The following is a 26,867-nucleotide window of genomic DNA, read 5'->3' on the forward strand; positions in this document are numbered from 1 at the left end:
TGCCGGTACGGCTTCGATGACGGATCTGCTGGAAGCCCGGCCGGCGACGGACGTGGCGGGGAAGGGATCGCTGTGGAGGATCCGGGCCAACCTGGTGTGGGCCGGCGCGACCAGCAACTGGAACATGTTCCGCACCAACCGGGTCGGCATCGTGGGGCTGGCCATCATTCTGTTCTTCGCGCTGATGGCCCTCATACATCCCGTCCTGATGTCCGGCATGCGCTGGTACTCCGGCGCCGCGCTGTTCCTGCTGGTATGGCCGGTCGTGGCCTGGATGATCTGGCCGTTGCTGGGGCGCCTGCGCCACGAGCGGAGGGTCACGTTCCCGCTGACGGTCGGGATGACAGCCGTCCTGCTGGCAGCAATTGGGGTGACGTTCGGCGGAGTGTGGGACGCCGGCACCTACCACCCCGTGGTGGGCAACGAGGCGAACCCGCCGATCCTCCACAGGACGGTCGTCAACGAGGTCACGGATCCGGCCACCGAGATGTCGGTACGTGAGGCGCTGCTCTACTCCAACCCCGACGGATCTCCATTGCTCCTCGGAGACGTCGCCGAGATCCGGGAGCAACCCACCGGTCCCTACGGCCGGCACTGGCTCGGTACCGACCCGCTGGGCCGCGACATCCTGTCCCAACTCATGAAGGGCGCCCAGGGAGCGTTCCTGCTGGGAATGGTGGCGGCCCTGGTCACCGTCCTCTTCGCCACCTCGGTCGGTGCGGTGGCCGCCTATATGGGAGGCTGGATCGACTCGTTCTTCATGCGCCTGGCCGACCTGTTGCTGATGCTTCCCGCCCTGGCCATCTTTATCGTGATGAGTTCGGTGTTCAGCTTCGAGTTGTGGCACTTAGCCATCCTGATCGGAGTGCTGTCAGGATTCGGCGGGGTGGCCATCGTCCTCAAGTCGCAGGCCCTGGCGGTGAAGGTCAAGCCCTTCATCGAGGCCGCCCGGGTGTCGGGCGGTTCCACGATCCGCGTGATAGCCGTCCACGTGATACCCAACGTGATCCCGCTCAGCTTCCTGTACATGATGTTCACCGTCACCGCCGCCATCCAGACCGAGGCGACCCTCTCCTTCCTCGGCCTTCTCAACATCGACATGAGTTGGGGACTGATGATCGAACTGGCCAGGAACCAGGGATACTTCCTCACCGGCATGCGCTTCTGGTGGCTGGTGTTCCCCGCCGGAGCGTGCGTGTCCCTACTCGCCGCCTCGTTCTTCCTGGTCGGCAGGGCCATGGACGAGGTGATCAATCCCAGGCTGAGGAAGCGATGACGGCGCCCGGCGCGGGGTTCGCGGTCGCTCGGGCCCGCCGGCGGCTGCGATGCAACCCATCGGCGGGGGGTCTCGGATGAGCAGTGTGTCCGAGGCCGGTCCACGGCGACTGAACCTGGTGGCGATCGCCCTCGGCACCGCGGTGATCGCGCTGGCCAACTGGTGGCTGGGAGGGTGGATCACCCCCACGGAGGGCGAGTACCGGCCCGGGTACGTGGTGATCCTGGTGGCCTTGCTGGTGCCCGGATTCCTCGGCGCCCTCGTATCCGGTCTGGCCGCCGGTCATCGGCGCCCGACCCACGGGATGATGGCGGCGCTGGGAATGTTCGCCGCGGAGGTGATCTGGGGAGCCCTCGGAGAGGACCTCGCGATCGGGACAGTCGTGGTGCGTGCGCTCGGCTTCGCCTGCGGCGCAGCGCTGGCTGGACAGGCGGCCAACCGGGTGGGCACACACCTGCGTTCCGCCCGGTCCCTGGCCGAGGATGGGACCGCTGCCGCCTCGGACCGGGCGCCCCTGCTGGTGGTGGACGAACTCACCATGCACTACAGAACCGCTGACGGGTGGGTCTCCGCGGTCGACGGGGTCAGTTTCACGCTGCGCACGGGCGAGGCCCTCGGACTGGTCGGGGAGTCCGGGTGCGGCAAGACGTCCGTGGCGATGTCGCTCCTGAGACTCCTGCCGGAGAACGCCGAGTTCCGGGGCGGATCGGTGCGCCTCAACGGGGTAGACCTCCTCGACGTGACCGAGGACGAGATGAGAACCCGCCGCTGGTCCGACATCGCCATGGTCTTCCAGGGCGCCATGAACGCGTGGAACCCCGTGTACACGGTCTACGAGCAGATCCGAGAGGCGATGGACACCCACTTCGGGGGGGAACTGGCCGAGGAACAGATACGGGACCGGGTCGGTGAGTTGTTCGACCTGGTCGGCTTGAACCGGGCGATGGCGGATCGTTACCCGCACGAGTTCTCGGGGGGTATGCGGCAGCGGGCGGTCATCGCGATGGCCCTCTCGTGCGATCCCCAGGTAATCATCGCGGACGAACCCACCACCGCCCTCGACGTCATCGTGCAGGACCAGATCCTCCAGGAGTTGAAGCAGGTCCAGACCGCACTGGGAATGAGCATCCTCTACATCTCCCACGACATCGCGGTCATCGCCGAGGTGACCGAGGTGATGGGTGTGATGTACGCGGGCCGCCTCGTGGAACTGGGCCCGACCGCGGACGTGTTCTCCCGGCCCCGCCATCCCTACACCTACCTGCTGCTGGAGTCCACCCCGTCGGTTACCGGGCCCCGCCGCGTGCTGGCGCCGCTCGAGGGCGAACCACCCAACCTGCTCGATCCGCCCGCCGGATGCCGGTTCCATCCCCGGTGCCCGTACGCCGACCAGCGCTGCCGGGATGAGGACCCGACCATGGAGGTCATCGACGCTCAGTCCGGCTATGGCGTTGCCTGCTGGAACTGGACGAGCGTCCCCGTCCGGACACGCAAGGGTGTGGACGCATGACGCGGCCACTCGTCAGGGTCGAGAACCTGACCAAGCGGTTCCCGATCGCCCGGAACGCCTTCAGCCGGGCAACCGAATACGTCCACGCGGTGGACGGGATCAGTTTCGAAATCGCCCCGGGCGAGACCCTCGGCCTGGTGGGGGAGTCGGGCTGCGGCAAGAGCACCACCGGCAAGCTGATGGTGAAGCTGCTCGAGGCCGGGTCCGGACGGATCATGATCGAGCAGGACGGCGAGATGGTCGACATGGCCGGCATTACCGCCAAGGAGGACCTGCGACGCTTCCGGCGCCGGGTGCAGATGATCTTCCAAGATCCGTTCGAGTCGCTCAACCCGCGGCGCACGGTGTACGACACGATCGCGGAACCCCTGACCGTACAGCGGATCGGGAGCGTGAAGGAACGCGAGGAACGAGCGATGCGGCTCCTCGAAATGGTAGGACTGACGCCGCCATCGACCTTCCTGTTCCGCTACCCGCATGAGTTGTCGGGCGGCCAGAGGCAACGGGTAGCCATCGCCCGGGCGTTGGTTGTCGATCCAGCCTTCGTGGTCGCCGACGAACCTACCTCTATGCTCGATGTTTCGATCCGGATCTCGATCATGGATCTGATGCTGAAGCTGGCGGAGCAACTGAACGTCTCCTACCTGTACATAACCCATGACCTGGCAGTGGCGCGCTACATGTGCGACCGGATCGCGGTCATGTATCTCGGCAAGATCGTGGAGATGGGGAACACCGAGCACCTGCTCGGCAACCCGCAGCATCCCTACACCAGGGCACTGCTGGCATCGGTGCCGGTTCCCGATCCCGCCCACCACCGGGAGGGAGCGGACATCCGCGGTGGGATATCCAAGGCAATCAACCCGCCACCCAGGTGCCGCTTCATCGATCGGTGTCCACTGGTCGCCGACGTCTGCCACTCCAGCGACCATCCACCCCTCGAGGAGGCCAACCCCGGCCACTTGGTAGCTTGTTACCGGACGGAGGATGTGCCGGTGTGAGCGACGGAACGACCGAGAAGGCGGCTGGGCAGGATGCGGGGCTCTGGACCCTGCCCAACCTGATCTCGTTCTTGAGGATCCTGGCGCTGCCGGTCTTCCTTTGGGTGTTGCTGGGGCTTGACCGTCCTTTCCTGGCCGCCGTGCTCCTCGGCCTGATCTCGGTCACAGATCTGCTCGACGGCATGCTGGCCCGTCGTCTGGATCAGGTGTCCGAGATCGGCAAGATGCTCGATCCGGTTGCTGACCGGCTGGTGGTTTTGGCAGGTGTGGTGGGCGGGATGGTGGCCGGCCTGGTCCCGTTGTGGCTGGGCGTGTCCCTGCTCGTCCGGGAGGCGATCATCGGACCCACCACCATCTACTACCTGGTTCGCCACAAGGTCCGCGTGCCGGTCCGGCGGATGGGAAAGACCGCCACCGCCCTGATCTTCTTCGCAGTGCCCTTCTATTACCTGACCGGCACCACCTTCGCGCCCCTTTTCTGGGAGGCAGTGGCCACGCTCCTCGGCGGGCCGGGCCTGATCCTGTACCTCATCGTGACCTGGCGCTACCTCGGCGATCTCCGCCACGCTCCGAGGTGAGATCCCTAACCCGAAGGTTCTAGCTAACCTTTAATGAACCAGGTCGAGATGCCAGTCGTTGCTCGACAATGCCTGCTTGCTTGATCATCTGCAAATAGTTCCCAAACAAACGATCCCGGTTGAGGTCCTCGACAACTACACTCGCGGCATGGATGACACCCACCAGGCGCCGGAGGCCGATCGCCGGCCCGGCAGCGACGCCACCTCACCGGGGGACGTGACCGAAGTCCTCGATCCCTTCGACGAAGAAGGGAATCCCATCAGGCCCGGTCCGCCCGGGTCGGAGGAGGACGGACCGGCCTACAAGCTGATCGTGCGAACCGGGCAGCAGGCCGGCCGGTCGTGGCGCGTGGCGCCCGGCGACACCCGGGTCGGCCGCCATCCGTACAACGACATCGCCCTCGACCACATCACCGTCTCCCGGAGCCACTGCCTGCTGACCCTCGATGCCACCGGAATGACCCTCACCGACCTGGGGTCCACCAACGGAACCTACGTGAACGGTCGGCGCGCGGAGAGCACCACCATCCTCCCGGGGGATGAGCTGATGATCGGAATGTTCCGGCTCCTGCTGGCCAGGGGAAGATGACCGATTCACCGACCCTCACCATCGGCCGGGTAAGGGAACTGCTCGGCGACGAGTTTCCCGATGTGACGACCTCCAAGATCCGGTTCCTGGAGACCAACGGTCTCGTTCATCCCGCCCGGTCGCCGTCGGGATACCGGCATTTCCGCCAGTCCGACGTCGACCGGCTCCGCTTCATCCTCCGCCAGCAGCGTGATCACTTCCTCCCGCTCAAGGTCATCAAGTCGCAGCTGGCCCAGCTCGAGAGAGGCGAGATGCCGGGCGGCGCAGCGGACGGCGAGGAGCCCGGACCGGATCCGGAAATCGCTGAGGAGATGATCAGCCTGAACGAGCTGGCCCGACGTTCCGACCTGACACCCGCCCAGACTCGCCAACTCGTCGATCACGGCTTGCTGACCCCGCGCAACACCGAGGGCGCCCATCAGTTCACCACGGGAGACGTTTCCGTAGCCCGCCAGTGCGGGGTGCTGCTTTCGGAGGGTCTCGAACCCCGGCACATCCGCCAGGTTCGTCAGTCCGTGTCCCGCCAGGTGGAACTCCTCCACAGGCTCACCCTCGCCATGCGGCTGAGCCCGAGTCCGGCCAGCCGGCGCCAGGCCGCCAAGACGTTGAGCCGGGGGGCCGAGGCGATCCGGCTGCTCTCCCAGTCCTTCCTCCAGGCGGACGTAAGGGCGCTCCTCGGCGAGGACTGACCCCCACATGCGAGTGGTCCGGGCAGGTGCTCTGCTCGCAGTTGCCTGCCTGACAGTCCTGCTCGTAGCGGCGCCGCCGAGCCGGGCTCACCCCTCGTCCGACCTGGGGCTCATCCCGCCGGATCCTCCGGAGGTGACCGCTGACGCGTGGATCATCTACGACGACACGTACGGGCAGGTACTGGCCGAAATAGACGCCGACTCGCGCCGGTCGGTCGCTTCGGTCACCAAGATCCTCACCGCCCTGGTGGTGCTCGAGAATGCGGGCAGCGAAGACCTCGTCATCATTACCGAGACGGCCGCCTCGGTAGGCGAGTCGGAGATCGGACTGGTGGCCGGAGAAGCCGCTTGGACGGTCGAAGAACTCCTGGCAGCACTGATGCTCTGGAGCGCCAACGACGCGGCAGTGGCGCTGGCACAGCATGTCGGCGGATCGGTGGCGGGGTTCGCGGAGATGATGAACCAGGAGGCGACCCGGCTCGGCCTGACGGACTCCAACTTCGTCAACCCGCACGGCCTCGACCATCCCGACCACTTCAGCTCGGCCCGGGACATTCTCCGCATCTCGGTAGCCGCTATGGAAAACCCGGCGTTCGCCCGCATCGCCGCCACCCGGAGTTTCAGCCTCCCACCCACTCCCGAAGGGGAACCGCGGGTGACCGTCAACCGTAACGACCTGCTCGCCACCTACCCGGGCACGCTCGGTATCAAGACCGGCTACACGGGCCGCGCCCTCCAGACCCTCTCGGCCGTGGCACAGCGGGATCAACGCCGGATCCACGTGGTGGTGCTGGGCTCGCAGGACCACTTCGCCGACGTCACCGTACTGTTCGACTACGCCTTCGGCGGCTTCGGGCCGTTGACGCTGGTCCCGGCCACATCCGACGCGCAACGCCCGCTCGCCGGCGGCGTCGCCGCGCAACCCGGCACCGACTTCGAGGTGTTCCCGGATCGAGCCGAGCAGCTTACGCCGGAGCCGGAGGAGCCCGAGGTAGGAGATGAGCCGGGGCCGGAGAGCGAAACAGTTGCTGTCAGCCCCGAAACCGAGGCTCCCGCCTCTCCGGTGACCCGGCGCACCGAACGTCAAGTAGAACTTCCCGGCATCCGCGACGCTCTGGCATGGATATGGAACTACTGGCAAGGACTGGGGGCGAAGAATGATCGCAGCTGAGGCGATAAGTGAGGCGGACATCGCCGGGCGGATCACCGAGTTGGGGGAGCGCATCGCCCATGACTACCGCGGTCTGCGCCCGGTGCTGGTGTGCGTACTGTCAGGGTCCCTGGTCTTCCTGGCGGATCTGATCCGCCGGATCCCCATCGAATGCGAGGCGGACTTTCTCGGGCTGACAAAGTTCGGGGAGGGCGGCCGGGTACGGGTGGCCATGGACACCGCCACCAGCCTCGCCTCCCGTCACGTGCTGATCGTGGAGGACATCGTGGACACGGGCCTCACGCTGCGCCTCCTCCGCCAGATGATGGAGGAGCGCGGCTGCGCCAGCCTCCAGACGGTGTCGCTCCTGGACCGGACCACCCGGCGAATCGTCGACGTGCCGATCGAGTATCGAGGCTTCGAAGTGGGGGACGAGTTCCTGGTGGGATACGGTCTCGACTGGAAGGGCGCCTTCCGCAACCTACGATCCCTGTGGGCCATCCTGGACTTCGCTTCCTTCGCGGCCGACCCGTCCGCACTGTTACCCGTTGCAGACCCGGCCCGTGGTGATAGGCTCGCGCCATGAGCGAGTCGGTTCCCATGGATCTCATCGGGGTCAGGATCGAATACCCGACCAACCAGCCGATCGTCCTGCTCCGCGAGTCGCACGGCAAGCGCTTCCTCGCCATCTGGATCGGCGCCATGGAGGCCACCGCCATCGCCTACGCCCTCGAGGGCGTCAACACCCCCCGCCCGTTCACCCACGACCTGCTTCGTATCACGACCGAGGTGCTGGGCGGGCAGGTGGCCCGGGTGACGGTGACCGAGTTGCGGGACAGCGTCTACTACGCCGACCTGGTTCTCTCGCGGGACGACGAGGAGATCCACGTCAGTTCCCGCCCCTCCGACGCCATCGCACTGGCCGCCCGGACCGGGGCGCCCGTGTTCGCCACTCCAGAGGTCCTGGACGACGCGGGCATCGAGATCAAGGACGACAACCAGGAGGCGGAGGTGGAGGCCTTCCGGGAGTTCCTCGAGGATCTGTCGCCCGAGGACTTCAGGACCGACGCCTAGGAGGTCCCGAGCCAGGGGAGTCCCGACGCCCGGTACTGCACTCCTCGGAAACCGTTGGAACGCGGCTTCCGATGGTCTATCGTACGGGTCGCAAACAGGTAATTACCTGGATGTAATGGCCGCTCGAAAGGCGGGCATGCGTCGACCCGCCGTGGAGGGGGAGTCCCGTTCCGATGGACCGAGAGATCAACACCGAGAACCCGACCGCGGGGATGCAGGGTTACCGGGCGCCCCACGTATGCAAGCTGGTGGGGATCACCTATCGCCAACTCGACTACTGGGCTCGCACCGACCTGCTGCAGCCCTCGCTGAGAGCGGCGGAGGGATCCGGAACCCAGCGGCTCTACTCCTTCTCCGACCTCGTCCAGTTGCGGATGATCAAGGGCCTCCTGGACGCGGGCCTGCACCTCAACAGGATCCGGCAAGCGGTCGACTGGCTGCGCGAGCAAGAGATCGACCAGCCCCTCAGCGAGGCCAATCTCGTCAGCGACGGCTCCACCATCCTGGCCAGCTTCGATCGTGAAGGAACCCAGGAGTACCTGATGGACGCCCTCCGGCGCGGTCAGGGAGTCTTCGCCATCGCCGTGGGACAGATCCAGCGTGACCTCGAGGGTGAGTTGTTGGACTTCGCTCCGAAAGCGATACAGGCCGAACTCCCTTTAACTGAACTCCAATCCGGGTCCGAGGCGGCAACCAGCTGACCCGCTCCGGCCCGAGTTCGGTCTCATCTTCCCCCAGTAGCGTCGCCTTCGCCCACCACAGCGAGGTTCAGTTCGCCCGGCTGCTCGACTTCTACCATGTGCGCTGGGAGTACGAACCCCGGTCGTTTCCCATCCAATGGGACGACGACGGCAGGCCCACCAAGAGCTTCACCCCGGACTTCTACCTGCCGGACGAGGACGTCTTCGTGGAGATCACCACCATGAAGCAGAGCTTGGTCACCAAGAAGAAACGCAAGGTACGCATGTTCCGGATGCGGTATCCGGATCTGGACATCAGGCTGCTGTACCGGCGCGACTACCTGCACCTGGTCTTCAAGTACGGCTTGGACTCGGCGCCACCATCGGGATCCGCGCTGGTCCCGACCCGTCACAACGGGCCACCCGTGGTGATAAGGCTGACCGACCGGGCCCGGAGCGCGGCCGGATAAGTGGTCAGTGGTCAGTGGTCAGTGGTCAGTGGTCAGTGGTCAGTGGTCAGTGGTCAGTGGTCAGTGGTCAGTGAATGCTGTAACCCAGGGATGAGACGCACAACCCGGCAGCCCTAAGGGCCACACGGAACTTGATTACCTCTGGATCGCAAACTGGCCACTGGCCACTACTCGTACAACTGCCGGTCCGACCCCTCGGAACTGACGTCTAGGGTGGATCGAATGACCGCCCCGCCCGCGACCAGCATGGAGATCGTCACCACCCGCGCCGGCGTAACCGAGTTGCGCCGCCGGTGGGAGGCCGTGGATCCATGGGCCTCCCTCCTGATCGTCCACGGCTTGGGAGAGCATTCGGGCCGTTACCGGAGCGTAGGCGCCCGGCTGGCGGCCACCGGTATCGACACCCACGCCTTCGACCTGATCGGATTCGGAGGGTCAGGGGGGACCCGAGCCGATATAGCCCACTGGTACTCCTACCTGCACCAGCTGTCCGACAACCTGGCCGTGCTGCTGGACCGCGGCCTCCCGGGAGTCTTGTTGGGCCACTCCATCGGGGGCCTGATCACCATCGACTACGCCATGTCACGCCACCGCCAACCCGATCTGGTGGTACTCAATGCGCCCGCCGTGGACGCCGTCGTGCCAGCCTGGAAACGGAAGGGCTCTCCGGTCCTGGCCGGCCTGGCGCCCACCCTGACCCTTGCCAACCCGGTCGACCCTTACCGGATATTCGACGACCCCGCCACCGCCGCTCACTTCATCGCCGACCCGCTCGTGGAACCCCGCACCACGGTCCGGCTGGGCGCCCACCTCCTCGCCACGATGGACCGGGTCAACGCATCCATCGACCGCTTCACCGCCCCCTGCCTGGTGACGCACGGCGAGGATGACACGCTCGTGCCTCCGGCCACCAGCGTCACCCTGGCGCGGCTTCCGAATGTCGAGCGGCGACTGTACCCGGGCGCCCGGCACGCCTCCCTGCAGGAGCCGGCGGGCGGGATGATGGTCGATGACATCGCGGCATGGATCCGGGCCATGACGGGCAAGGGCTAGGCCCGCAGGCCGGCACCGTGATCCGGACCATCAGCCTGCTGCCCGCCCGCGCCAGGGGAGTCCTGCTGCTGGCCGCCGCCGGGACCCTATGGAGCACCCTGGGCCTCGGGGTGAGGATCATGGACACCGCCACCACCTGGCAGATACTGTTCTACCGGGCCATCGCCCAGGTCATCGTGATCGGTGCCTGGCTGGCCATGCGCCGGGGCCGGGGGTTCGCCCGATCGTTCGCAGACATCGGCGCCGACGGAGTCATAGCCGGCGCCTCCATCTCGATGGCCTCCATCGCGTTCGTGTACGCCATCGGCCTTACCACGGTGGCCGAGGTGGTGTTCATCTTCAGCATGGCGCCGGTCCTGGCCGGGCTGCTCGGCTGGGCGCTGTTGAGGGAACCCATCACCCGGGTCACCTGGCTGGCCATGGTGCTCGTGCTGGCCGGCATCGCCGTGATGAACGGCCCCATCGGGTCGGCGGGAATCTCGACGGGAACCTTCCTGGCCTTCCTGTCGGCTCTGGGTTTCGCCTCGTTCACGGTGCTGCAGCGTCGCCGCCGGCATGTCGACATGCTTCCGTCCGTAGCCGTATCAGGCCTCATCACGATGGCGGCCACGGGATGGTTGATCGGCGGCGGCGTACCGAGCGGTCGCGACCTCGTGGTCGCCTTCTGGCTGGGAGGGATCGCGCTGGCCGGCGGGCTGGCGCTGTACACGGCGGGGGCGCGATTCGTGAAACCGGCCGAGTCGGTGCTCATCTCGATGACCGAGATCGTGCTGGCGCCGCTCTGGGTGTGGTGGCTCTTCGACGAGACGGCACGCTTCGCAACCCTGGTGGGCGGCGCCGTCGTGCTCGCCGGCGTGCTGACTCAGGCCCTCGGCCGTGAATCGGACCCCCCGCGCCGGTCGGCGCGGGCGGGACCACCGTCAGAACCGCGGCGGCCTACCCCTCGGCGCCGGCTTCTACGGCGTCCGGGGACGGCTGCGCCTCCTCGACCGCAGTAGCCACCTGGCCGGCAAGAAGACCGAACTCGAAGGCAGCCGTCTCGAAGGCCAGCAGGCCGGCCCGACGAGTCTCCCCGGTATCGGTCGACTCCAGACCTTCCTGCATGCTCTCGGCCGCCGAGATGAAGGCGGTGAGGGAGCCCGCCAGACCCTGGTGCAGCCGGGTACTTATCCCCACGGGCGGGGTCGCCCGGGCCAGCCGGGCGGGAAGGACGCTGACCTGGGACACCAGGGCGCCCATCTGCTCGACAGCTGCGTCGTACTCGACACTGCCGCTGTCCCAACCGTCGTTTATCTGCCGCCCGGTGTCCATCGCATCCGCCACGTCGAGGGCCAGCAGCGAGATCTCATCGGCATAGAACTCCAGTGCCGCCACGTCGCTCTGGATGGTCGTGGTCTCGACTACGGGCTCCGACTCCTCGGCGGTGGAGTCCCGGCTCGTAAGGGTTCGGAGTCCGAGCACCAGCGCGACCACTACGGCCAGGGTCAGAGCCAACCGCCGCGCGGAGCCAGGACCTGAATCGAACAGTCTCGACCGGGCGCCCCCGGCCGAGACCGAGCGGCCCGCGCCCGGACGCGCCGTCCTGGCAGAGGATTCCGGCCGTGCTATCCGATGCCGGCACGACCGGCACATGGACGTATCCGGCGTCCACGGCCGGCCGCACTGGGGACAGAAGCGCGGTTCATCCGTCCGGGCGCCTCCGAACTGCGAATCAGCGGACTCCGATCGGGGAGTGACCATCGCTTCGGTTACCGGCACCTGTTCCGCGCGGCCGACCCCCGACCACCGCGACTCTCCCGTACCGCGGCTGCCCTCCGGCGGCTTTCGATCGTCCGACCAGGTCACGGCATACCCTCCGACGCCTACTCCCACCAGAGGATAGTTGTAGCCTCAGGTGCCCTATGCAGGTATGTGCCGCTCAGCCCGGCGAACTCGGCGAGCCGCTGGCTGATCTCATCGAGAGGGTCACCGGGGAGCAGGGAGCCCCGCCTTTCGGAGAGGTCCTGCGGGCGGCCATGAACGACCCGGCCGGGGGAGGCCTCGGCTACGCCGTACGGGAAAGCGGAAGGCTGGTTTCGTTTGCCTTCACCGCCGCCAACCCTGACGGCCGGGTCTGGACCCTGGAGTTCGCCGACTCATCCGGGCAGCCGGACCGGTTTCTCGGCGAGGTCGTCCGGGGCATGGATGCCGCCGGGATCGAGGAAACGGTGCTCTGGCTCCACACCCCGGCCATCGAGCCGTCACCGGCGCTCTTCACCCACGAACGGGACCTGTACCGCATGGCGGCGACCCTTCCCGTTCCCGGCGTCGTCAGGCCGCCGGCGGGAGTCCGGTTCGCCGGTTTCGACGTCCATCGCGATGCGCAGGCCCTGATCGAGGTCAACAATCGGGCCTTCGACGGTCATCCCGAGCAGGGCGAATGGTCGGCGCAGGACCTCGTCCGGCGTACCTCGCTGCCGTGGTTCGATCCTCGCGGAGTACGTACCGGCTGGATCGACGACCGGCTGGTCGCGTTCCACTGGACCAAGGTCCATGACACGCCGGCGCCCGACGGAGGGGCTCTGGGCGAGATCTACGTGCTGGCCGTCGACCCCGCCTTCCACGGCCGGGGGCTGGGCCGCGCCATCGCACTCGACGGGCTCGACTACCTATATCGTCACAGAAAGGCCACCAGGGCCATTCTCTATGTGGACGCGGCCAGCGTCGCCGCCGTGAACCTCTACCGGCGACTCGGGTTTGCAACCGAACACACCGACCGCGCCTTCCGCCGGACCCGCGGTAGTTGACGCCGGGAGGGTGGGGTGGAAGGAATACCCGAAGCCTGTGGTGGTGATTACGATGGCGCCGCTATCACCGACCCGGCCATGACCATCGAACTAGTCCTTCCCGACCGCACCGTCACCCGCCACGAACCCGGAGTGACCGGACTCCAGGTGGCCGGATCCATCGGCCCACGCCTGTCCGGTGCGGCCGTCGCGGTGTCGGTCGACGGCGTCCTGATGGACCTGGAGCAGCCGATCCGGACCGGGGGCCGGTTCGCGGTCATCACGCCGGACTCTGAGGAGGGCCGCCACGTCCTCCGGCACTCGGCCGCCCACATAATGGCGCAGGCGGTCCTCGGGCTGTTCGAGGACTCCACCTTTGCCATCGGCCCCGCCATTGCGGACGGTTTCTACTACGACTTCGACATCGGACGGCCGTTCGCGCCCGAAGACCTGGACACGATCGAGAAGGAGATGGAACGGATCATCGCGGCCGACCAACCCTTCGTGAGGGAGGAGATGTCCCGAGCGAAGGGGCTGGAGTTGTTCCGTCACCACCCCTATAAGCTCGAGATAATCCGGTCTGTAGACGAATCGGAGGTCGAATCCGGGGACGTGGTGTCCGTCTACCGTAACGACGGGTTCGTGGACCTGTGCCGGGGCCCACATTTACCCTCAACCGGAAGGTTGAAGGCCTTCAAGCTGACGCGGACCGCGGGGGCGTACTGGCGGGGGGACGAGAAGCGGCCCCAGCTCCAGCGCATATACGGAACCGCGTGGGAGTCGCGCAAGGCTCTCCGGACCTATCTCCACCGGATCGAGGAAGCGGCCCGCCGGGACCACCGCAAGCTGGGCCGTGAACTCGATCTGTTCTCGTTTCCGCAAGACCTCGGTCCGGGCCTCGCGGTATGGCACCCGAAGGGCGGGATGCTGAGGCGCCTGGTCGAGGGCTACAGCCGGCGCATCCACGAGGCCTTCGGCTTCGACTTCGTGTTCTCCCCCCACCTGGCCAAGGCCGATCTCTGGAAGACATCCGGTCACCTGGACTTCTACTCGGAGAACATGTACCCCGGCCTGGAGATGGACCAGGGCGACGAATACCGCGTGAAGCCCATGAACTGCCCGTTCCACGTGATGATCTACCGCTCGGACGCCCGCTCGTACCGGGAACTTCCCATGCGCCTCTCCGAGCTGGGCGCCGTGTACCGCTACGAGAGGTCCGGCGTGGTGCACGGCCTGCTCCGGGCGCGGGGCTTCACCCAGGACGACTCCCACACCTTCTGTACCCGCGACCAGGTGCCGTCGGAGCTCCAGATCCACCTCGACTTCGTGCTCCGGCTCCTACGAGACTTCGGATTCGACGACTTCCAGGCCGAGTTGGCGACCCGTCCGGACGAGAAATGGGTCGGGGAACCGGAGTTGTGGGAGCTCGCCGAGGAGTCGCTGGCAGAAGCCCTCGCCAAGGCAGGTATCCCGCACCGCGTGGCTGCGGGCGAGGGCGCCTTCTACGGCCCGAAGATCGACGTGCATGTCGACGACGCCATCGGGCGCCGGTGGCAGATGTCCACCATCCAGGTGGACTTCTCCCTTCCGGAGCGGTTCGGCCTCGAGTATGTCACCCCCGCCGACACGAGGGAACGCCCCGTCATGATCCACGCCGCGAAGTTCGGCTCGGTGGAGCGATTCCTGGGGGTGCTGGTCGAGCACTACGCCGGCGCCATGCCGATGTGGCTGGCGCCTGTCCAGGCCACGGTCGTGCCGGTAGCCGACCGCCACGCAGGCTACGCAGGCCGGGTCGCGGGCAAGCTCCGGGCCGGGGGACTACGGGTCGAGTCGGCCTCGGGACCGGGCAAGTTGGGGGAGAAGATCCGCCAGGCCATCACCCGGAAGGTGCCTGCGATCCTCGTGGTGGGGGACCAGGATGCCGCCAACGAAACGGTAGGTCTTCGCCTCCGGTCGGAGAAGCGAGAGAGACGGGGCGTTCCGATGGACGAGGCGCTGTCCGAACTGGTCGCCGCCGCCCGGCCTCCCGGCTGATCAGGGTTCATCCTCTCCGAAACCCAACTCTTCCGAGGCCTCAACCCGCCGATCCCTGTCCCGGCGAATTAGTTACCCGATTCCCGGGCACGGTCTCCTTCCGGTGACTAGCGTCCACATATCGGATAAGTGTTCCGGTAAACGGGCATCTCGGACCAGAACGACCCGAACCGGCGGCGCCCGAGGGTCTTCTGTTCATGAAGCCGGATGCGACGGAGAAGGAACGAAGTGGAGCCTGTGTGAACCGCGTGGTGGCATGGGCCGGAAAGGAGAAGGCGATTTGCTGAGCAGACGCAGTTCATGGATACGGCCCTTGGTGGTGGTAGCGGTCTTGGGCCTGGTGGCTGCCGCCTGCGGCGATGACGCCGCGGACGAGCCGGCCGCGACCACGGCCGCCCCGACCACCACCGCCGCGCCCACCACTACGGCCGCCCCCGAGCCGGAGGAACCCATCAAGCTGGGCACCATCTGGTTCAACTCCGGCGTGGCCCTGGGCCTGGGCGACATCATGCGCAACGGGTTCCACCTGGCCGTGAAACAGAAGAACGAGGCCGGCGGACTGCTGGGCCGCCAGATCGAGGTGATCGACTATGACGAGGGCTACTCGGCTGACGAGTCGGTAGCGTCGGCGCGCAAGGCCATCGCCGACGGAGTGGCCGGCATCGCCGGAGGCAACGACGCCACCACTTGCGTGGTAATCAAGGACGTGGCCGCAGAAGCCGGCATGCCGTTGGTCGTCACCGCCTGCGGCTCCGAGTTGGTCACCGAGGAAGGCTACGAGGGAGTGGTGCACATCCGCGCCCCCGTCAAGCAGAGCCAATCCGATAGCAACGCCCTATCCGTACTGGCCCGCTGGATGATCCAGCAGGGTTACAAGCGTGTGCAGGGCGTCGGCGTCGACTCCGACTGGGTGAGGCTCACCCACGATGAGTTCAGCCGCATCTTCGCCGACGAGGCGCCGGACGACTTCGAGTACACCGGCATGGTGTACTTCCCCTACGGAACGGCTGAAGCCCGGGTGGAGGTCACCAAGGGCGTCGGCAACGAGCCCGACCTCCTGTATCTGGGCCTGTGGGGTAAGGACGTCGTGGTCAACGCCGTCCAAGCCGCTCGGGAGATCGGCTACGAGGGTGACATCATGATCAACGAGGTCGTGTTCACGCCGCCCGAGGTGGAGGCGCTGGGTGATCTCGCCGAAGGGGTGTACAGCTCGACCGGCTGGATTCTGGATGAGTCCATTCCGGAGGCGGCCGCCTTCTCGGAGGCGTACGAGGCCGAGTTCGGCCACGCGCCGGACTGGTGGTCCGAGTTGGGTTACACCGCGGCTCAGCAGCTGATCGCCGCGATCGAAGCGGCCGGCACCACCGACCATGCCGCCGTTGCTCCCTTGATGAATGACGAGCACGGGTTCACAACTCCTCGCGGTAAGCCGCTGCGCTTCAACGAGAAGGGACTGCGCCTGGTCGACGACTGGATCATCATCCAATCGCAGGGCGGGGTCCTCCTGCCGGTGGGCGCCGTTCCGATCGCCGGGTAGCCGGCACCTTCCGTAACTTCCGCTGTACCGGTCTGGCCCGTCGATGCGGGCCGGACCGGTACGACCTACCGGCAGGGGAAGGAGGCTGGCAACGGTGGAACGGATCTACGTACCGGTTGAGGAGGAACTCTTCGAAGCCATCGGGTCGAAGAGCCGGTGGAACGATGTCGTAAGGGTCGGAAACACCCTCTGGGTAACGGGCCAACTGGGCTGGGACAAGACCACGGGGAAGCTGGCCGAGACGCTCGAAGAACAGGCTGAAATGGCCTTGGAGAACCTGAAGGGGGCCCTGGAACGCGCCGGGGCCAGGCTGAGCGATGTAGTCCTGACCAGGGTGTATCTGGTCGACCACGATCACTACCACCGCTACGAACCCATCTACGCCAGGTACTTCCCCGACCAGCAGCCGGCTCGTGTCTCCGTGGTGGTCGCGGAGCTGATTCACCACGCTCTCTTCGACATAGAGGCGGTCGCTGTGGTCGACGCCGACTCGTAGTCGCCGCCAGGATCAGATCGCGTCATGGCTCCGTTTGCTCGAAGGAGGCGAACATGATCAAGACGGTTACCCTCCTGACCAGAAGGGAGGACCTGACCAGCCGCCAGTTCCATCGTCATTGGAAGGACGTCCATGCCCCGCTGGTGCTGGCCATGCCGAGAGTACGCCGGTATGTCCAGTGCCGCCCCTTGGAGGCACCCGGGTGGGAGGCGCCGTGCGATGGAGTGGCGGAAGTCTGGTACGACACGGTCGAGGACTTCCTGGCAACCGCCGACTCGCCCGAATACGCCCGACTCCTGGCGGACGAGAAGAACTTCATGGGAGTCAGCACCAGAGGCTCGGTGTTCGTAATCGTTGAGGAGGACGAGTTCGTTGTCGGATAGACCCAACTTCTAAAGACGAGAGATGGCTTCCGGTTCGAACAATCATGGGGGCTCCCTTTCCAAGGGTCTGCGGATACTGGCCGCCTTTGACGAGAGATCCCCGGCACTCTCGGTGGCGGACATCTCGCGTCGCACCCAGATCAGCCGGACCAGCGTCTACCGGCTCACAGGCATCCTCGAGGAGCTGGGATTCATCCGGAGAACCGATCGGCTGTACCGCCCCTCCAACAAGGTGCTGCAGCTAGGTGTCGCTGCCTTGGAGTCCCGCGAGTTCGTTGAGCATGTCCGTCCATACCTCGACGAGATCATCTCGGCGCTGCCGGACTGCACGGCCGTCAACTATGGAGTGCTGGAGGAGGCGGAAGTCATCTACCTGGCCCGCCTTCACCAGGACGACATCATCACGCTAAACCTCCAGGTTGGTAGCCGGCTTCCCGCCCACCTGAGTTCTCTCGGCAAGGCCGTCCTATCCGCCAGGGCTCCGCAGGAGGTGGAGGCCGTACTAGCCAAGATGAGGTTCGAGAGAAGGACGGAGACCACCATCACCTCGCCGGATGCGTTCAGGGCCGAGTTGGAGAAGACCCGTCTCACGGGTATCGCCCTGAACGACCAGGAACTGACCGTCGGATTGCGGTCGGTGGCGGCACCGGTCTTCCGTGGGACGGAAGTCATCGGTGCGGTCGGGGTGGCCACCCTGGCCACCAGAGCCGACGTGGAGACCTTGGAGAACGTCTACGGTCCGATCCTCAAGTCCTACACAGAGAGGATCAGCGAGGAGCTATCGGCCATCCGGTTCGATAACAGGGCCCCGACCGCCGTCCGGCCATGACCCGATCCTCTGGCGCCGATGGCCGGTTCGGAGCCTCTCCCGTCGAGTCGGCCGGCCCGGCGCAGGCGCGGCGTTCCCCGGATCCGGCGCCCTCGCAACCCGTCAATCCGGTGACCGGGAGTAAGCCACCGGCAGGACCCGGCCCATGAACTGGGACATCCTGGGCCAACAGATCTGGAACGGGCTTCTCAACGGCTCGATCTACGTGATCTTCGCCGCCGGGCTCAGCCTGGTCTTCGGGGTGATGAGGGTGATCAACATGGCGCACGGCGAGTTGACCATGCTGGGCGCGATGCTCCTCTTCACCGTCACCAGTGGGGTGGGACTGAGCTATTTCGCCGGGGCGGCGCTGGTGGTCGTGATGATGGCGCTGGCCGGTTTCCTGGTCAACCGCGTGACCGTCCGGCCGTTCCTGGGCCACTCCGAGTTGGTGGTCATCCTGTCCACGGTGGCTCTGAGTTTCATACTCCTGAACGGCAGCCTGGTGGTGTGGGGGTCGACGCCCAAGGGAGTCGACAAGCCCTTCAACGAAGTCCTGCAGGTGGGAGGCGTCTACATGACCACCGCGCAGATTCTCCTGGTGGGGGTCTGCTTCACCGCGGTCCTGGGCCTGTACCTGGTGCTCACGCGCACCAAGCTGGGGAAGATGACCAGGGCCACCGGACAGAACCTGCTGGGCGCCCGTTTGATCGGGATCAACACCACGGCGGTGTATGACGCCACCCTGATGATCGCCTCCGGGCTGGCCGCCCTGGCGGGCGTGCTCATCGTCCTGATCTCGGCCGCGTCCCCGAACCTCGGGCAGCCGCTCCTCATCACCGGGTTCGCGGTGGTGATCGTCGCGGGGATGGGCAACGTGGGCGGCGCGGTGGCGGTCGGGCTGTTCCTCGGATTGACCGAAGCCCTGTTCGGCCAGTATGTCTCCACGTTCTACCGCCAAGGCTACCTCTACGTGGTGATGATCATCGTGCTGCTCCTGCGCCCTCAGGGCCTGTTCGGGAGGAGATGAGGTGCGCCTGCGCAATCGCCCGGGACTCTGGTTCGGCACTCCCGTAATCGCGGTTGCTGCGACGGCGCCGTTGCTCCTGTTCACCAATGCGTACAACCGCGGGCTGCTGGTCCTGATCGTGATCTACGCGGTGGCAGGCCTCAGCCTGGATTACATCATGGGCGAGATGGGCCAGTTCTCATTCGGGCATGCGGCCTTCTGGGGATTCGGCGCCTACGTCTCCGCCAAGCTGGCCCTCGATCTGGGAATATCGCCGTGGATCGGCTTCCTGGCCGCGCCGGTGGCGGCGGGACTGGTCGGTCTCCTGATCGGTTACATCGCCCTGCGCCGGACCCGGGGGTTGGAGTTGGCGATCGTCACTCTCGGCTTCGGCGTGCTGGCCTGGACGGTGGCCCTTCGTTGGAGGCCGGTCACAGGTGGTCCGGCGGGCCTCCGGCAGGTACCGCCTCCGAGCCTCTTCGGCTGGGAGATACGCTCGGAGTTGGCCTACTACTACTTCGCCCTGCTGCTCCTCCTGGGAGTGGTGTTCATCCTGACGCGACTCCGGGAGTCGCGCTTCGGCCGGGCGGTGCGCAGCATTCACGAGAACGAGGACCTCGCCAGGTCCATCGGCGTAGCGGCCACGAGAACCTACGTGTTCGCGTTCTCGTTCGCCTGCGCCCTGGTCGGTTTCTCGGGCGCCCTGTATGCCCATCACTTCCGGTTCGTGAACCCCAACCTTCTGGGCCTCCAGTACATGTTCATATTCCTCATCGTCGTGCTGCTGGGAGGAACCGGAACCGTGTGGGGACCGGTCCTGGGCGCCACGATCTTCGTCCTGGTGAGCGAGTGGCTGCGCGCGCTCCAGGAGTACCGGTTCCTGATCTTCGGATTCGTGTTGCTGATGGTGGTGCTCTTCATGCCCAATGGCGTGTTCCCCGCCCTGCGAAGGGTGGCCCGGCGGGTGATGGACAGCGGCCGCTCCGGAGGGGATGCCGCGCGCAGGGCGTACCCCGGAAGCGGCGGGAGTCAGGCGGGATAGCGATGGCGTTGCTCGAGACCAAGGGGCTGACCAGGCTTTTCGGCGGCCTGTCGGCGGTCGATCGCCTGCACCTGCGGGTGGAGCAGGGTGACATCATGGGCCTCATCGGACCGAACGGATCGGGGAAGACCACCGCGCTGAACCTGATAACCGGATTCCTCAAACCGACCGAGGGTTCGGTCACGTACGAGGGTCGGGACATAACCGGTCTCGAGCCCCATGAGTTGGCTCGGAACGGGTTGGTCCGTACCTTCCAGATCACCACCCTTTTCGAGAACCTCACGGTTCGGGACAACATCCTTCATGGCAGCCACCTGGCCAACCCGACCACGCTTACGGGTGCCCTGGTGCGGTCCGGACGGTACCGGCGGCAGCGCGCCGAGATGGAGGCGCGGGCTCGGGAGTTACTGGGCCTCGTCGGCTTGGAGCAGCGGATCGACTCGGTGGCCCGTGATCTCTCGGCGGGCGAGCACCGTTACCTGGAGATCGCCATCGCCCTGGCGGCCAATCCCAGGATGGTGCTGCTGGATGAACCCGCCACCGGCCTCAATCCCGAGGAAGCTGCCTACCTGATGGACCTCATCAGGACTTTGAGCAAACAGGGCGTGACCATTCTACTGGTCGAGCACAATATGCGCCTCATCACCAACATCTGCACCCGCATAACCGTTCTCAACTTCGGGGCCAAGATCGCCGAGGGAACTCCGGAGGAGATCGTCGACGACGAAGCCGTGATCGCCGCCTATCTGGGAAGGCGGCGCGGTGCTTGAGATCAGCTCTCTGAACGTCTCATACGGGCGTGTGCAGGTACTGTTCGATGTCTCCATCACCGTGCCCGAAGGGGAGTTGGTGACCGTGATCGGCGCCAACGGCGCCGGGAAGACCACCCTCCTCCTGACGGTCTCCGGCGTGCTCAAGCCCCAGAGCGGGAACATCAGATTCGAAGGTCGGGAGATCGACAATCTCCCGCCTCACGAGATCGTCAAGCTCGGGGTAGGACACGTTCCCCAGGGCAAGGAGTTGTTCCCGGCCATGACGGTCCTCGAGAACCTCGAGATGGGCGCCCACATGGTCAGGCGGCGGGAGGAGTTCGAAGCGCGCCTGGAGCGGGCCTTCGAGTTCTTCCCGCGACTATCCGAACGGGCCCGCCAACGGGCGGGCACCCTCAGCGGTGGTGAGCAGCAGATGCTCGCCATCGCGAGGGCACTGATGGCCATGCCCCGTCTCCTGCTACTGGACGAACCATCGGCGGGTCTGGCTCCGATCATCGTCGATCATCTGGCTGAGATCATCCTCGGCATGAACGAGTCGGGCTTGACGGTGTTGCTGGTCGAGCAGAATGCATACCTGGCCTTGGAGCTGGCGCGGAAGGCATACGTGATGGAGTCGGGGCGGGTCGTGGAGAGCGGGGACACCGGGGTGGTGATGGAGAGCGACCTGGTCCGACGGGCTTACCTGGGGATCTGATGACGGAGTTTCGGGTCGGAGTGGACATCGGCGGCACCTTCACCGATTGGGTTATGGCCGATCGGGCGGGGAACGTCCGGGTTGTCAAGACCCCCACCACACCCGACGGGTTCTCCGGCGTGTTCGATGCCATGGACGAGGCCGGAGCGACCGGGGAGAGGTTTCGCTCCTTCGCCCATGGGACCACGCTGGGCACGAACGCTCTTATCGAAAGGAGGCTCCCGCGGGTGGCAATGGTCACCACCAAGGGGATCACGGCCGTGTTGACGCAGTCCGCCAGGGGCGCCAAGGAGGACATCTGGGACATCTACCACGAGTCTCCCCGGCCTTCCATCGTCCGGCCTCGAGACCGGCTGGAGGTGACCGAGAGGACTCTGAGCTCGGGAGTGATCCGCCAGGCGCTCGACGAGAACGAAGCCCGGAGGGTGGCCCGGATACTGCGCGGCCGGGGGACGCGCACCGTTGCGGTGTGCTTCCTCCACTCCTACACCAACGGATCGAACGAGGCGAGGATGAGGGAGATCATCCTCGAGGAGTATCCCGAAGCCCTGGTGCGCACCTCCCACGAGACCATTCCTCTCATCCTGGAGTACGAGCGCTTCACCACCACCATCCTCAACGTGGCCCTGATCCCGGTGATGATCGACTATCTGGAAGCGCTCGAGCAGGGCCTCCGGGAGCGCGACTACGTCGGGGATGTCCTCATAGTTCAATCCGCCGGCGGTCTCATGGGTGTGAAAGCCGCCGCCGAGATCCCTGTCCGCACCGCCAACTCGGGACCCGCTGCAGGAGCCATCGCCGCCCGGGAGTTCGGCGCGGTGGCAGGTTTCGACAACGTCATCGGTCTCGACATCGGAGGCACGAGCACGGATGTCTCCGTGACTCTGGACGGCCAGGTCCGCACCACCGGAACCTGGGAGGTGGAATGGGGCCATCCGATCATGTTCCCGGCGGTGGACATCATCACCGTGGGCGCCGGAGGAGGGTCGGTGGCATGGTTCGATCCCGGAGGAAAGCTCCGATCCGGACCGCACAGCATGGGTGCAGTACCCGGACCCGCCTGCTATGCCAAGGGAGGGGACCAACCCACCAGCACCGACGCGCACGTCGTGCTGGGCAACCTGCGACCGGGGGCGATGCTGGGCGGCGCCATGGAGCTTTCCCCGCAACTGGCAGATCGGGCGATCTCCAAGATCGGCCGAACCCTCGGTAGCGACGCCGTCTCGGCAGCGGCCGCCGTGATCGCCATCGCCGAAGCGAACATGGCCAATGCGATCCGCCTGGCCACCCTGCGCCGTGGACTGGACCCCCAGGACTTCGCTCTCGTGGCGTTCGGCGGGGCGGGGCCGCTTCATGGAGCGATGGTGGCGGCCGAGCTGACGATCCCCAAGGTGGTCATCCCGCCGAACCCGGGACTCACCTCGGCACTGGGTTGCCTGCTGGCCGATATCCGCCACGATCTCGGCGCGAGCATGTTCTATGGAGAAGCCGCTGCGGTGGACCTCGACACCATGAACGACCGCTTCGACGAGATGGAGGCTGCGGTACGGGCCTCGCTGGACCAGGAGGGAATACCGGCAGACCGGCAATCGGTGGTGCGCACCATCGACATGTGCTACGCCGGCCAATGGCGGGTGTTTCCGATACCGGTCGAGCCCGGCATGACACCGGAGAGCCTCGCCGGGAGCGTGGAGTCGTTCCGGAAGGCCTATCTCCGGCGCTTCACCTTCGATCTGGGGGAGCGCGAAGTGGAGATTCACGGCATCAACGTGACCGGGGCCGGAATCACGGACAAGTACCGGCCTCAGCGGGTAGCCGGAGCCCTCGCGACACGGCCCGGGCATGGCGTCCGGCCTGTCTACTGGCGGGACGCCGGAGGGTGGATCGACACCCCGATCTGGTCCAGACCGGACCTGCCGGTGGGGTTCCGGACCGTAGGTCCCGCCATAGTGGAGCAAATGGACTCGACCACGCTGGTACCACCGGCCGTCGCCCTGGAGGTCGATCCGTACCTCAATCTGGTTCTCGACACGACCGGCGGCAGACCATGACCGGCCGGACTCAGGCGTCGAGGTCGGAGGCTGCGGTGGATCCGGTGACCTTCTCGATCCTGTCCAGCGCTTTCGTGAGCCTCGTGGACGAGATGGTCGGCGCCCTGCAGGACGCCTGCCTGTCGTTCGTGATCTACGTCGGCGACGTCAGCGGGGGGCTCCTGAACGCCAGGGGAGAGCTGGTCGCCCAGGGCACCCGGGATGTGGCGGTCCACGTCGGCGCTCTCCAGCCCAGCACCCAGGCGGTGATCGAGGATTTCGGGGGTGTCGAGGGGGGCATCGAGGAGGGGGACGTCTACGCCTTCAACGATCCCTACCGGGGCGGGACCCACCTTCCGGACATGACCTTCATCAGTCCGATCTTCTGGGAGGGGGATCTGATCGCTTTCACCGCCACCAAGGGCCACTGGTCCGACGTGGGGGGAGCCACGCCCGGATCGATGAACGCCCTGGCTGCCGACATCCACGCCGAGGGACTGGTCATACCCCCGCTCAAGATCGTCTCCCGCGGGGTCATCCGCCACGATGTCCGCAACCTGATCATGGCCAACATCCGCGTTCCCGTGAACGCCACCGGCGATCTCATCGCCCACATCGAGGCCGCCCGGGTGGGGGAGCGGCGACTCGGCAGCCTCATCACCAAGTACGGGCTGGAGACGGTGCTGGCGTCGATGCGCCAGACCCTCGACCACTCCGAACGCGAGCTGATCGCGGAGATCCTTCAGTGTCCCGAGGGCACCTGGGTGACCGAGGACTTCATCGACTACGACCCCCAGGCGCCGGAGGAGGGCCCGGTGCCGGTCTCCGTCAAGATGACGATCCAGCACGATCCTCCGAGGGTCACCTACGACATGCGGGGCTCGGGGCCGCCGGTGCGCTCGGGAATGAACGGCACCCGCGGTTCGACTACGGGAGCTCTGGTGGCGGGGACCAAGTACATCTTTCCCAAGCCTCCGATGAACGCCGGCTGGTTGCGGATTATCCGAGCGGTCTTCCCCGAGACCAGCGTCGTGAACGCGGTCCGACCCTACGCGGTGTGCGGCGAGGTTTCGGGCGCCTACGAGAAGACGACCGCCTGCGTCCAGCGGCTGTGGGCACAGGTGCTGCCGCATCGCTCCTTCGCCGGCAACTTCAACCTCGAGTACGTGGTGGCGGGCGGGATAGACGACCGGCCCGGCCGGCACTCCAACTACTTCGTCTACTACCACTGGCACACCGGCGGCTGGGGAGGAAAGTACGGCGCCGACGGCAGGGACTGCGGCGCCGCCATCTTCGGGCTGGGCATCCTCAACCAGTCGAGCGAAGTCATAGAGAGGATGTGGCCGGTCACCTTCGATCGGTTGGCGCCTGTGACCGACTCCATGGGAGCGGGAAGGTGGAGGGGAGGAGCCGGATTGGAGTCGGTGCTCCGGGTCGAGAACTCCGGCGGGGTTCGGCTGTCCTACATCGCCGACCGGGGGGAGGACGGACCCGGCGGGCCCAGAGGCCTGTTCGGGGGACGGGACGGAATACCCATCCGAGTGGTCAAGAATCTCGGCGCCGACGACGAGAAGGTGCTACCCATCTACTTCGCCGACGAGTTCATCGGACAGCACGGCACGTTCTATCACGTGTCTTCCGGGGGCGGCGGTTATGGAGACCCGCTGGAACGGGATCCCGACGCCGTACTGGAGGACGTCCTGGACAGGTACATTTCGCTCGAGTCCGCCCGGCGGGACTACGGAGTCGTCATCGATGTGCGGGACGCCGACCTCTTGGAATACCGGATCGACATCGAAGCCACCCGGGCCCTGCGCACCGAATTGCGGGCCGCCCGACCACCAACAGGAGAGACGAAGCCATGAGCGATGCAAGAGACGTGTTCGTCAACCGGTACCGTGAGCGCACCCCGGGTTCTCGCCGCCATTACGAGGAGGCGAGAGAGCACCTGCCCGGCGGGGTCCCCGGCAATGCCGGATACCGCCCCCCTTACCCGCTCTACGTGGATCGCGCCGCCGGGCCCTACCTCTGGGATATCGACGGCAACCGGTACATCGACTCGCTGATCGGAGGCGGACCCCACATCCTCGGGCATTCACCGCCGGCGGTCATGGACGCGGTGGCCAAGCAGCTCTCGTCGGGCACCAGCACCATCGCCCCACCGGCCACTGCCCTGGCCCTCGCCCGCCGGATCCGGAAGCACATGCCCCACATGGAGATGGTGCGTTTCGTGCATACCGGGTCGGAGGCGGTGCACATGGCAATGCGGGCCGCCCGCGCCTTCACCGGTCGGTCGAGGATCGGAAAGTTCGAGGGCAACTTCCACGGCGGGTACGACAACCTGCTGATCAGCGGAACCTCCTTCGGCGGCCCGGAGGAGGCTCCCCGGTCGCTCCCCGAGGGCGCGGGGATCCCGCAGAGCGTCCTCGACGACACGATCGTCCTCCCCTTCAACAACACCGACGCCACAGTTGCCCTGATCGAACGCCACGCCTCGGAGTTGGCGGCGGTCGTAGTGGAAGCAGTCGGAGGAACCTGGCTGGGAGGAATCGTCGCCGGCCAGAGCTTCCTGGAAGCACTTCGAGAGGTCACCGCAAGGCACGGGATCCTGCTGATCCTCGACGAGGTGATAACGGGCTTCCGGGTGGCGCCGGGCGGCAGCGCGGAGGTCACCGGCATCGTCCCCGATCTGACCGCGCTGGCCAAGACCATCGGAGGAGGATTCCCGATGGGGGCCTTCGGCGGGCGTCGTGACGTGATGAGCCGGGTGGTTACGCCGAAGCGCGGTCCCGATGACGACCGGGAGACCATCTTCCAGTCGGGAACCTTCCAGAGCAACCTGGTCTCGTTGACCGCCGGCCTCGCCATGCTCTCGGAACTCGAGCAGCCGGGAACCTACGAGAAGCTGGACGACCTGGGCAGCCAGGTACGCGAGGGAATCGCGAAGATCGGAGCCAACCTGGGCCTTCCCATCCAGGCTGTCGGACAGGGCTCCATATTCGGGGTCTACTTCGCCGACGAACCCCCGCGCACCATCAGGGACGTGATCGCCAGCGACCGGGAGTCGGCAGGGACCTTCTACCTGGGACTGCTGGCCCACGGGGTGTTCATCACCCCGTATCACTTGGGCTTTACAAACGCCGCCCAGGATCAGGCGGAAATCGACGAGTTACTCGACATCTGCCAGAACGTGCTCACGGCCATCAGGGAGGGCTGACCCGGTGAG

General features: G+C 66.3%; 27 protein-coding genes. 26 read left to right on the forward strand and 1 reads right to left on the reverse strand.

Annotation, left to right across the window (positions count from 1 at the left end; all coding sequences use genetic code 11):
• The first annotated feature begins 16 nt into the window (after nucleotides 1-16).
• The 13 genes from ACOQPD_RS02325 to ACOQPD_RS02385 all read left to right on the forward strand — a co-directional run bounded on the left by ACOQPD_RS02325 (nucleotide 17) and on the right by ACOQPD_RS02385 (nucleotide 11,068).
• Nucleotides 17-1,276 carry an ABC transporter permease gene (locus ACOQPD_RS02325; protein WP_420613293.1) on the forward strand — a complete coding sequence of 420 codons (1,260 nt, stop codon included), beginning with the start codon at nucleotides 17-19 and terminating at the stop codon, nucleotides 1,274-1,276.
• A 76-nt stretch (nucleotides 1,277-1,352) separates the two neighbouring features.
• Nucleotides 1,353-2,786 (forward strand): oligopeptide/dipeptide ABC transporter ATP-binding protein, encoded by a 1,434-nt coding sequence (locus ACOQPD_RS02330; protein ID WP_420613294.1) that lies wholly within the window; start codon nucleotides 1,353-1,355, stop codon nucleotides 2,784-2,786.
• Nucleotides 2,783-3,787, forward strand: coding sequence for an ABC transporter ATP-binding protein (locus ACOQPD_RS02335; protein WP_420613295.1), 1,005 nt, complete (start codon nucleotides 2,783-2,785; stop codon nucleotides 3,785-3,787). The genes ACOQPD_RS02330 and ACOQPD_RS02335 overlap by 4 nt, the downstream gene beginning before the upstream one ends.
• Entirely contained in the window at nucleotides 3,784-4,365 is a 582-nt protein-coding gene (locus ACOQPD_RS02340) for a CDP-alcohol phosphatidyltransferase family protein (protein WP_420613296.1), read from the forward strand. The genes ACOQPD_RS02335 and ACOQPD_RS02340 overlap by 4 nt, the downstream gene beginning before the upstream one ends.
• A gap of 148 nt (nucleotides 4,366-4,513) precedes the next feature.
• Nucleotides 4,514-4,954, forward strand: coding sequence for an FHA domain-containing protein (locus tag ACOQPD_RS02345; RefSeq protein WP_420613297.1), 441 nt, complete (start codon nucleotides 4,514-4,516; stop codon nucleotides 4,952-4,954).
• Entirely contained in the window at nucleotides 4,951-5,643 is a 693-nt protein-coding gene (locus ACOQPD_RS02350) for a MerR family transcriptional regulator (protein WP_420613298.1), read from the forward strand. The genes ACOQPD_RS02345 and ACOQPD_RS02350 overlap by 4 nt, the downstream gene beginning before the upstream one ends.
• Nucleotides 5,644-5,650: 7 nt before the next feature.
• Nucleotides 5,651-6,814 (forward strand): D-alanyl-D-alanine carboxypeptidase family protein, encoded by a 1,164-nt coding sequence (locus ACOQPD_RS02355; RefSeq protein ID WP_420613299.1) that lies wholly within the window; start codon nucleotides 5,651-5,653, stop codon nucleotides 6,812-6,814.
• Complete coding sequence (gene hpt, locus ACOQPD_RS02360) at nucleotides 6,801-7,379, forward strand: hypoxanthine phosphoribosyltransferase (RefSeq protein WP_420613300.1); 579 nt, start codon at nucleotides 6,801-6,803, stop codon at nucleotides 7,377-7,379. The genes ACOQPD_RS02355 and hpt overlap by 14 nt, the downstream gene beginning before the upstream one ends.
• On the forward strand, nucleotides 7,376-7,867 hold the full coding sequence (locus ACOQPD_RS02365; protein WP_420613301.1) for a bifunctional nuclease family protein: 492 nt from the start codon (nucleotides 7,376-7,378) through the stop codon (nucleotides 7,865-7,867). The genes hpt and ACOQPD_RS02365 overlap by 4 nt, the downstream gene beginning before the upstream one ends.
• 173 nt (nucleotides 7,868-8,040) lie before the next feature.
• Nucleotides 8,041-8,568 carry a MerR family transcriptional regulator gene (locus ACOQPD_RS02370; protein ID WP_420613302.1) on the forward strand — a complete coding sequence of 176 codons (528 nt, stop codon included), beginning with the start codon at nucleotides 8,041-8,043 and terminating at the stop codon, nucleotides 8,566-8,568.
• A 98-nt stretch (nucleotides 8,569-8,666) separates the two neighbouring features.
• Nucleotides 8,667-9,017 (forward strand): hypothetical protein, encoded by a 351-nt coding sequence (locus ACOQPD_RS02375; protein ID WP_420613303.1) that lies wholly within the window; start codon nucleotides 8,667-8,669, stop codon nucleotides 9,015-9,017.
• A 222-nt stretch (nucleotides 9,018-9,239) separates the two neighbouring features.
• Nucleotides 9,240-10,070, forward strand: coding sequence for a lysophospholipase (locus tag ACOQPD_RS02380; protein ID WP_420613304.1), 831 nt, complete (start codon nucleotides 9,240-9,242; stop codon nucleotides 10,068-10,070).
• A complete protein-coding gene (locus tag ACOQPD_RS02385) occupies nucleotides 10,040-11,068 on the forward strand; it encodes a DMT family transporter (RefSeq protein ID WP_420613305.1) in 1,029 nt (342 codons plus the stop codon). The genes ACOQPD_RS02380 and ACOQPD_RS02385 overlap by 31 nt, the downstream gene beginning before the upstream one ends.
• Here the strand turns inward: ACOQPD_RS02385 and ACOQPD_RS02390 are convergent.
• Entirely contained in the window at nucleotides 11,007-11,564 is a 558-nt protein-coding gene (locus ACOQPD_RS02390) for a hypothetical protein (RefSeq protein ID WP_420613306.1), read from the reverse strand. The genes ACOQPD_RS02385 and ACOQPD_RS02390 overlap by 62 nt on opposite strands.
• A 407-nt stretch (nucleotides 11,565-11,971) precedes the next feature.
• Between ACOQPD_RS02390 and mshD the strand changes: the two genes are divergently transcribed.
• From mshD to ACOQPD_RS02455, 13 genes are all read left to right on the forward strand, one after another.
• Complete coding sequence (mshD, locus tag ACOQPD_RS02395) at nucleotides 11,972-12,856, forward strand: mycothiol synthase (protein ID WP_420613307.1); 885 nt, start codon at nucleotides 11,972-11,974, stop codon at nucleotides 12,854-12,856.
• Between the two features lie 78 nt (nucleotides 12,857-12,934).
• Nucleotides 12,935-14,869: a threonine--tRNA ligase gene (thrS, locus tag ACOQPD_RS02400; RefSeq protein WP_420614419.1), complete on the forward strand. Its 1,935-nt coding sequence runs from the start codon at nucleotides 12,935-12,937 to the stop codon at nucleotides 14,867-14,869.
• A gap of 316 nt (nucleotides 14,870-15,185) precedes the next feature.
• A complete protein-coding gene (locus ACOQPD_RS02405; protein WP_420613308.1) occupies nucleotides 15,186-16,406 on the forward strand; it encodes an ABC transporter substrate-binding protein in 1,221 nt (406 codons plus the stop codon).
• A 94-nt stretch (nucleotides 16,407-16,500) separates the two neighbouring features.
• Nucleotides 16,501-16,902, forward strand: a complete 402-nt coding sequence (locus ACOQPD_RS02410) for a RidA family protein (protein WP_420613309.1) — start codon at nucleotides 16,501-16,503, stop codon at nucleotides 16,900-16,902.
• A gap of 53 nt (nucleotides 16,903-16,955) precedes the next feature.
• Complete coding sequence (locus ACOQPD_RS02415) at nucleotides 16,956-17,285, forward strand: EthD family reductase (RefSeq protein WP_420613310.1); 330 nt, start codon at nucleotides 16,956-16,958, stop codon at nucleotides 17,283-17,285.
• A 22-nt stretch (nucleotides 17,286-17,307) separates the two neighbouring features.
• Nucleotides 17,308-18,114 (forward strand): IclR family transcriptional regulator, encoded by an 807-nt coding sequence (locus ACOQPD_RS02420; protein ID WP_420613311.1) that lies wholly within the window; start codon nucleotides 17,308-17,310, stop codon nucleotides 18,112-18,114.
• A gap of 145 nt (nucleotides 18,115-18,259) precedes the next feature.
• On the forward strand, nucleotides 18,260-19,123 hold the full coding sequence (locus ACOQPD_RS02425) for a branched-chain amino acid ABC transporter permease (RefSeq protein WP_420613312.1): 864 nt from the start codon (nucleotides 18,260-18,262) through the stop codon (nucleotides 19,121-19,123).
• A 1-nt stretch (nucleotide 19,124) separates the two neighbouring features.
• Nucleotides 19,125-20,144: a branched-chain amino acid ABC transporter permease gene (locus ACOQPD_RS02430; RefSeq protein ID WP_420613313.1), complete on the forward strand. Its 1,020-nt coding sequence runs from the start codon at nucleotides 19,125-19,127 to the stop codon at nucleotides 20,142-20,144.
• A gap of 2 nt (nucleotides 20,145-20,146) precedes the next feature.
• Entirely contained in the window at nucleotides 20,147-20,914 is a 768-nt protein-coding gene (locus ACOQPD_RS02435; protein ID WP_420613314.1) for an ABC transporter ATP-binding protein, read from the forward strand.
• Nucleotides 20,907-21,611 (forward strand): ABC transporter ATP-binding protein, encoded by a 705-nt coding sequence (locus tag ACOQPD_RS02440; protein WP_420613315.1) that lies wholly within the window; start codon nucleotides 20,907-20,909, stop codon nucleotides 21,609-21,611. Before ACOQPD_RS02435 ends, ACOQPD_RS02440 begins: the two co-directional genes overlap by 8 nt.
• Nucleotides 21,611-23,662 carry a hydantoinase/oxoprolinase family protein gene (locus ACOQPD_RS02445; protein ID WP_420613316.1) on the forward strand — a complete coding sequence of 684 codons (2,052 nt, stop codon included), beginning with the start codon at nucleotides 21,611-21,613 and terminating at the stop codon, nucleotides 23,660-23,662. The genes ACOQPD_RS02440 and ACOQPD_RS02445 overlap by 1 nt, the downstream gene beginning before the upstream one ends.
• Nucleotides 23,659-25,506 carry a hydantoinase B/oxoprolinase family protein gene (locus tag ACOQPD_RS02450; RefSeq protein WP_420613317.1) on the forward strand — a complete coding sequence of 616 codons (1,848 nt, stop codon included), beginning with the start codon at nucleotides 23,659-23,661 and terminating at the stop codon, nucleotides 25,504-25,506. The genes ACOQPD_RS02445 and ACOQPD_RS02450 overlap by 4 nt, the downstream gene beginning before the upstream one ends.
• Nucleotides 25,503-26,858, forward strand: a complete 1,356-nt coding sequence (locus tag ACOQPD_RS02455) for an aspartate aminotransferase family protein (RefSeq protein ID WP_420613318.1) — start codon at nucleotides 25,503-25,505, stop codon at nucleotides 26,856-26,858. The genes ACOQPD_RS02450 and ACOQPD_RS02455 overlap by 4 nt, the downstream gene beginning before the upstream one ends.
• Nucleotides 26,859-26,867 lie beyond the last annotated feature (9 nt).

Source organism: Candidatus Spongiisocius sp., from assembly GCF_965221825.1.
In the GTDB taxonomy this organism is placed as follows: Bacteria; Actinomycetota; Acidimicrobiia; order Spongiisociales; family Spongiisociaceae; genus Spongiisocius.

What these genes read in the sequence shown, in the direction of transcription:
- ACOQPD_RS02325 (WP_420613293.1), top strand. Translation starts at nt 17, where the DNA reads ATGACGGATCTGCTGGAAGCCCGGCCGGCGACGGACGTGGCGGGGAAG.
- ACOQPD_RS02330 (WP_420613294.1), top strand. Translation starts at nt 1,353, where the DNA reads ATGAGCAGTGTGTCCGAGGCCGGTCCACGGCGACTGAACCTGGTGGCG.
- ACOQPD_RS02335 (WP_420613295.1), top strand. Translation starts at nt 2,783, where the DNA reads ATGACGCGGCCACTCGTCAGGGTCGAGAACCTGACCAAGCGGTTCCCG.
- ACOQPD_RS02345 (WP_420613297.1), top strand. Translation starts at nt 4,514, where the DNA reads ATGGATGACACCCACCAGGCGCCGGAGGCCGATCGCCGGCCCGGCAGC.
- ACOQPD_RS02350 (WP_420613298.1), top strand. Translation starts at nt 4,951, where the DNA reads ATGACCGATTCACCGACCCTCACCATCGGCCGGGTAAGGGAACTGCTC.
- ACOQPD_RS02355 (WP_420613299.1), top strand. Translation starts at nt 5,651, where the DNA reads ATGCGAGTGGTCCGGGCAGGTGCTCTGCTCGCAGTTGCCTGCCTGACA.
- hpt (WP_420613300.1), top strand. Translation starts at nt 6,801, where the DNA reads ATGATCGCAGCTGAGGCGATAAGTGAGGCGGACATCGCCGGGCGGATC.
- ACOQPD_RS02365 (WP_420613301.1), top strand. Translation starts at nt 7,376, where the DNA reads ATGAGCGAGTCGGTTCCCATGGATCTCATCGGGGTCAGGATCGAATAC.
- ACOQPD_RS02370 (WP_420613302.1), top strand. Translation starts at nt 8,041, where the DNA reads ATGGACCGAGAGATCAACACCGAGAACCCGACCGCGGGGATGCAGGGT.
- ACOQPD_RS02380 (WP_420613304.1), top strand. Translation starts at nt 9,240, where the DNA reads ATGACCGCCCCGCCCGCGACCAGCATGGAGATCGTCACCACCCGCGCC.
- ACOQPD_RS02385 (WP_420613305.1), top strand. Translation starts at nt 10,040, where the DNA reads ATGGATCCGGGCCATGACGGGCAAGGGCTAGGCCCGCAGGCCGGCACC.
- mshD (WP_420613307.1), top strand. Translation starts at nt 11,972, where the DNA reads ATGCAGGTATGTGCCGCTCAGCCCGGCGAACTCGGCGAGCCGCTGGCT.
- thrS (WP_420614419.1), top strand. Translation starts at nt 12,935, where the DNA reads ATGACCATCGAACTAGTCCTTCCCGACCGCACCGTCACCCGCCACGAA.
- ACOQPD_RS02415 (WP_420613310.1), top strand. Translation starts at nt 16,956, where the DNA reads ATGATCAAGACGGTTACCCTCCTGACCAGAAGGGAGGACCTGACCAGC.
- ACOQPD_RS02420 (WP_420613311.1), top strand. Translation starts at nt 17,308, where the DNA reads ATGGCTTCCGGTTCGAACAATCATGGGGGCTCCCTTTCCAAGGGTCTG.
- ACOQPD_RS02425 (WP_420613312.1), top strand. Translation starts at nt 18,260, where the DNA reads ATGAACTGGGACATCCTGGGCCAACAGATCTGGAACGGGCTTCTCAAC.
- ACOQPD_RS02435 (WP_420613314.1), top strand. Translation starts at nt 20,147, where the DNA reads ATGGCGTTGCTCGAGACCAAGGGGCTGACCAGGCTTTTCGGCGGCCTG.
- ACOQPD_RS02445 (WP_420613316.1), top strand. Translation starts at nt 21,611, where the DNA reads ATGACGGAGTTTCGGGTCGGAGTGGACATCGGCGGCACCTTCACCGAT.
- ACOQPD_RS02450 (WP_420613317.1), top strand. Translation starts at nt 23,659, where the DNA reads ATGACCGGCCGGACTCAGGCGTCGAGGTCGGAGGCTGCGGTGGATCCG.
- ACOQPD_RS02455 (WP_420613318.1), top strand. Translation starts at nt 25,503, where the DNA reads ATGAGCGATGCAAGAGACGTGTTCGTCAACCGGTACCGTGAGCGCACC.